The sequence below is a fragment of the Streptomyces sp. NPDC054841 genome (assembly GCF_053611045.1).
The window spans coordinates 1-3,916 of record NZ_JBSGZO010000641.1 but is presented as its reverse complement, the minus strand read 5'-3'; the positions used below and the strand labels follow the sequence as shown (position 1 = coordinate 3,916).

At 67.4% G+C, this 3,916-nt stretch carries 3 protein-coding genes; 2 read left to right on the top strand and 1 reads right to left on the bottom strand.

Annotated features, from left to right (window positions below):
• Positions 1-19 precede the first annotated feature (19 nt).
• Complete coding sequence (locus tag ACWGI8_RS40970) at positions 20-610, bottom strand: hypothetical protein (protein WP_453668537.1); 591 nt, start codon at positions 608-610, stop codon at positions 20-22.
• Between the two features lie 231 nt (positions 611-841).
• On the opposite strand from ACWGI8_RS40970, the gene ACWGI8_RS40965 reads away from it, so the two are divergent.
• Together ACWGI8_RS40965 and ACWGI8_RS40960 are read left to right on the top strand one after the other, a co-directional pair.
• Positions 842-2,116, top strand: a complete 1,275-nt coding sequence (locus ACWGI8_RS40965; RefSeq protein WP_453668536.1) for a PucR family transcriptional regulator — start codon at positions 842-844, stop codon at positions 2,114-2,116.
• 164 nt (positions 2,117-2,280) lie between these two features.
• Positions 2,281-3,777 carry a DUF1254 domain-containing protein gene (locus tag ACWGI8_RS40960; RefSeq protein ID WP_453668535.1) on the top strand — a complete coding sequence of 499 codons (1,497 nt, stop codon included), beginning with the start codon at positions 2,281-2,283 and terminating at the stop codon, positions 3,775-3,777.
• Positions 3,778-3,916: the final 139 nt, after the last annotated feature.

The following is a 3,916-nucleotide window of genomic DNA, read 5'->3' as shown; positions in this document are numbered from 1 at the left end:
CACGACGTGCTGCGCTGGATCAGAACGGCCGGGCGGGGAGGGGTTTGATCAGCGGTGCCAGAAGCGTGGCGGACTGGCTGGAGGTCAGCACCTCGGAGGGATCCAGCAGGATGATCTCGCGCTTGGACTCGTCGATCTCCCACACGTCCTCACCGACCAGCCGCCCTTCGTCGTCGTACGGCCAGATCATGTGCTCGACGTTCTTGACCAGATACGTCCCAGCGGGGTCGACACGTGCACCGCCGGCGGCGAGAACAGCGCCGGGTGTCTGCTGATAGAGCACCGCGGTGGAGCAGATGATGTTGTCGCCGACGGCGAGCTTTTCGTCCTCGGCATAGAAGATCGACTGCCCGGTCCGCGCCCACTCGCTGTAGACGCTCTTCACCGCGTCGGCGCCGTCGAGGGTCGTGTTGATGCCGAAGACATTGAAGTGGTAGACGGGGTGCTCGACGGTCATGTCGGGCGCGAATATCTCTTCCCAGCGCCCCGCCATCTCCAGGTAGCGGTGCCGGTTGTAGGCGTGCAGCAGGTAGAGATGGCGAGGGTTGTCGGTGGTCTCGATCAGCCGCTCAACGGCGGCATTGGTCTTGGTGATGTCGAACCTGGCCATGGCGCGTTCCCTCCCGTAGGTAACGAATCAGCCACCGAGCATGAATCACTCGCCGTTCTTCGGGGTGAGTCTCGGCATGGGGCGCACAGTACGAAGATCCGTCCGGCCGTCTCTCGTCACCTGACGACGAGATTCGCCCCGCCGCTTGTCATGAGGCGACAAACCGCTCCCTCACCGCCATCCCCGACACCCCTCTGGCCGGGCTGTCCGGTCGCCCGCTACATTCGCCCCGTGGAGGTCGAGTGGGCGCCCGCGCGGGAGCCGACCGCACAGCGGGCCTGGTCCGAAGTTCTGCGCCCGGTAGCCGCTGAGCTGCGCGAGGCTGCCGCAGCGCTGGCCGTACACGTGGCGGAGACGATCCGCGCCGAGTTTCCCGAGCTGTTCGAGGATGCGGACAGCGTGGGAGAGCACCTCGGCAGCACGGAGGCCAACATCCGGCTCTTCGCCCAGCTGGTGGAACGCGGCGCGGACCCCAAGCGTGTCGAGCTTCCCCCGGCCACGCGCGCCTTCGCCCGCACCGAGGTCCAGCGGCAGGTGGCCTTCGCGTCGTTGACGCGCTTCTACCGCCTGGGACACGAAGTGGTGTGGGAGTGGCTCCTGGCGCGGATCGCCCGGCATGCCCACAGTCAGCGCGAGCTGCTCAAGGCGGTCGAGCTCGGGTCCGCGTGGCTCTTCACGTTCGTCGACGCCTCGGTTGCCGAAGCCGAACGGCTTTATGAGGCCGAGCAGCGGTTGTGGTTGCGGAGTACGTCCGCGGCGCGCAGCGAGGTGATCGCCGACATCATGGCCGGCCGGGAAAAGGATGCGTGGCGCGCCGAAAGGCGGCTGCGATACAGCCTCGAGCGCCGTCATGTGGCGGTCATCGCGTGGATGGACACCGCCGCAGGAGATGACGCGCTGGACGTACTGGAGCCGGCGCTGGCAAAGGTCGCGGCCGGCCTCGGCGGCGACGCCACGCTCATCCAGCCGACCGGCCTGCGTGCCGCGGTGATGTGGGTGAGCGGTACCAGCGGTCTCTCCGCCGAGCGATCCCCACGCCTGAGATCCGGTGGCCGCGCACCGGACGGAGTGCGTCTGGCGATCGGTGAGCCCGGTTCAGGGCTGGCAGGGTTCCGCCGGACCTACAACGAGGCGGTCCACGCCCGCCGCGTGGCCTCGCTGATCGGGGCCTGCGCACAACGCGTCACCTGGTACGCCGATGTGACCGTCGCGGCCATGGCAAGCATCGACATGGACCTGGCGACGACGTTCGTCCATCGGGTCCTGGGGAAGCTGGCCGACCGCGATGAGGTGACGCGGCGCCTGGCGGAGACCCTGACCGCGTATCTCGATGAGAACGCGAGCCGGACCCGAACCGGTCAACGGCTGGGTGTCCACGGAAACACCGTCCGGTATCGCGTCCTCCAAGCCGAACGGCTGCTCGGCCGCAGCACCGAGGAGGACACCCTCAACCTGCGCGTCGCCCTTGCACTCCTGCCCGTCATCGACAGCGAGGCCACCTTCTGAGGTGCCGCTGAGCCGGCCGCCGCGCGACTGAGGCCGCGATCCTTGGCGCGCAACGACAAACCACCCCCGCCCGATTGTCGCCCCACGCCGAGACACGGCCCATTGCGCTCGCATACCTTCGCCCGCCAAGACCCCGCACACGACAACGGGAAGGGGAGCCGGAGTTGAGGTATCTCGCACAGGTCGCAGCAGCTGTGGTCGCGGGCGTGCTGCTCGTGCCGGCCGCCGCAAGCGCGGAATCAAAGACGGACGAGAGCGGCGACTACAGCACCGGCTACATGCTCGGGCAGAAGGCATACGACTACGGCCTGCCGCTTCTGGACACCGAGCGCGTGTTCCAGACCGCGACGAGCGTCAATGTCTCCGACGATTCCGGCAACGGGCCGGTCAACCAGTTCAACAGCCTGCCGAAACTGGCGATTCCCAAACCGGGTCAGCAGACCGTCGTCGCACCCAACTCCGACACGCTGTACTCGCTCGCATGGCTCGACCTGTCCCGCGAGCCTCAGGTGATCCATGTGCCGGCGATCAAGGACCGGTTCTACGTCATGGCGATGCTGACACCGTGGACGGAGAACTTCTACAACATCACCTCGCTCGACGGGCCCCCCGGCACGGGGACCCACGGTCTGACAAGCGGAGGCGACTTCGCCGTCGTACCACCCGGATACACCGGCACCCTGCCCGCCGGGGTACGCCGCGTCGAATCGCCCTACAAGCGAGTGTGGATCATCGGCCGCACGCTGATCCGCGGCGAATCCGACACCGCGGCCGTCAACGCGATCCAGAAGCGGTACACAGTCACCCCGCTGTCCCGCTACGGCCGGACGTACACCCCACCGAAGCCGTGTCCGCCGGACACCACCCTGGACTTCGCGACGATTCCCGGCACCCGGCCTGGCGATGACCCGCTGAAGTTCTACACCGCGCTCGGCAGGGAAATGCGGACCTTCAAGCCGATGCCGCAGGACCGGGCGCTGCTCAAGCAGCTCAAGGCGATCGGTGTCGGACCGGGTATGGACCCCGCCCGCAGCCCCAGGCTCAGTGCCGCCACCCTGCGCGGCATGCGTGACGCGGTCACCCAGGGCCGGGCGCACCTGGCCGATGCCCTGAAGCGGATCTCCGCCGCCAATGCACCGTCTCACAACGGGTACCTCGTGTTGAACACGGGCACCTACGGCACCGACTACCAACTGCGCGCCGTCGTCGACTGGGTCGGCCTCGGAGCGTTGTTGCCGCACATCTCCGTGTACCCCTTCACGCAGACCGACAAGCAGTCCCAGCCGCTGTCGGGTGCCAACAGCTACGTGTTGCACATCCCGGCCGGACAGATGCCACCGGTCGAGGCCTTCTGGTCCCTGACCATGTACGACAGCAACGGCTTCTTCGTCCCGAACCCGATCAACAGGTACGTGCTCAACGACCGCTCCGACCTGCACCGCAACAGCGACGGCTCCATAGACCTCTACGTCCAGCGCAACGAGCCGGCCGACGAGGCGCAGCGGAAGAACTGGCTTCCCGCGCCTGCCGACGGTTTCCGTCTCATGTGGCGCCTCTACGGAACCTCCGGCAGCGCCCTGCCCGGACTCCTCGACGGCACCGGCTGGAAGCCGCCGGCGATCGAGAAAGTGACCGCTCAGCCCGCTGTCCGGCAGGACTAGAGCCTGATCCAAACGACAGGCCCTAGGGTCTGTCCGGTGGATCTTGCTGGGCTCGCGGCGTCATGCGACTCCGTCTCCTGCGTTGTCGTCAGTCGGCATGGCTCCGCCATGCCTCCTTCCTCCGCCTTGGATCCGAAGC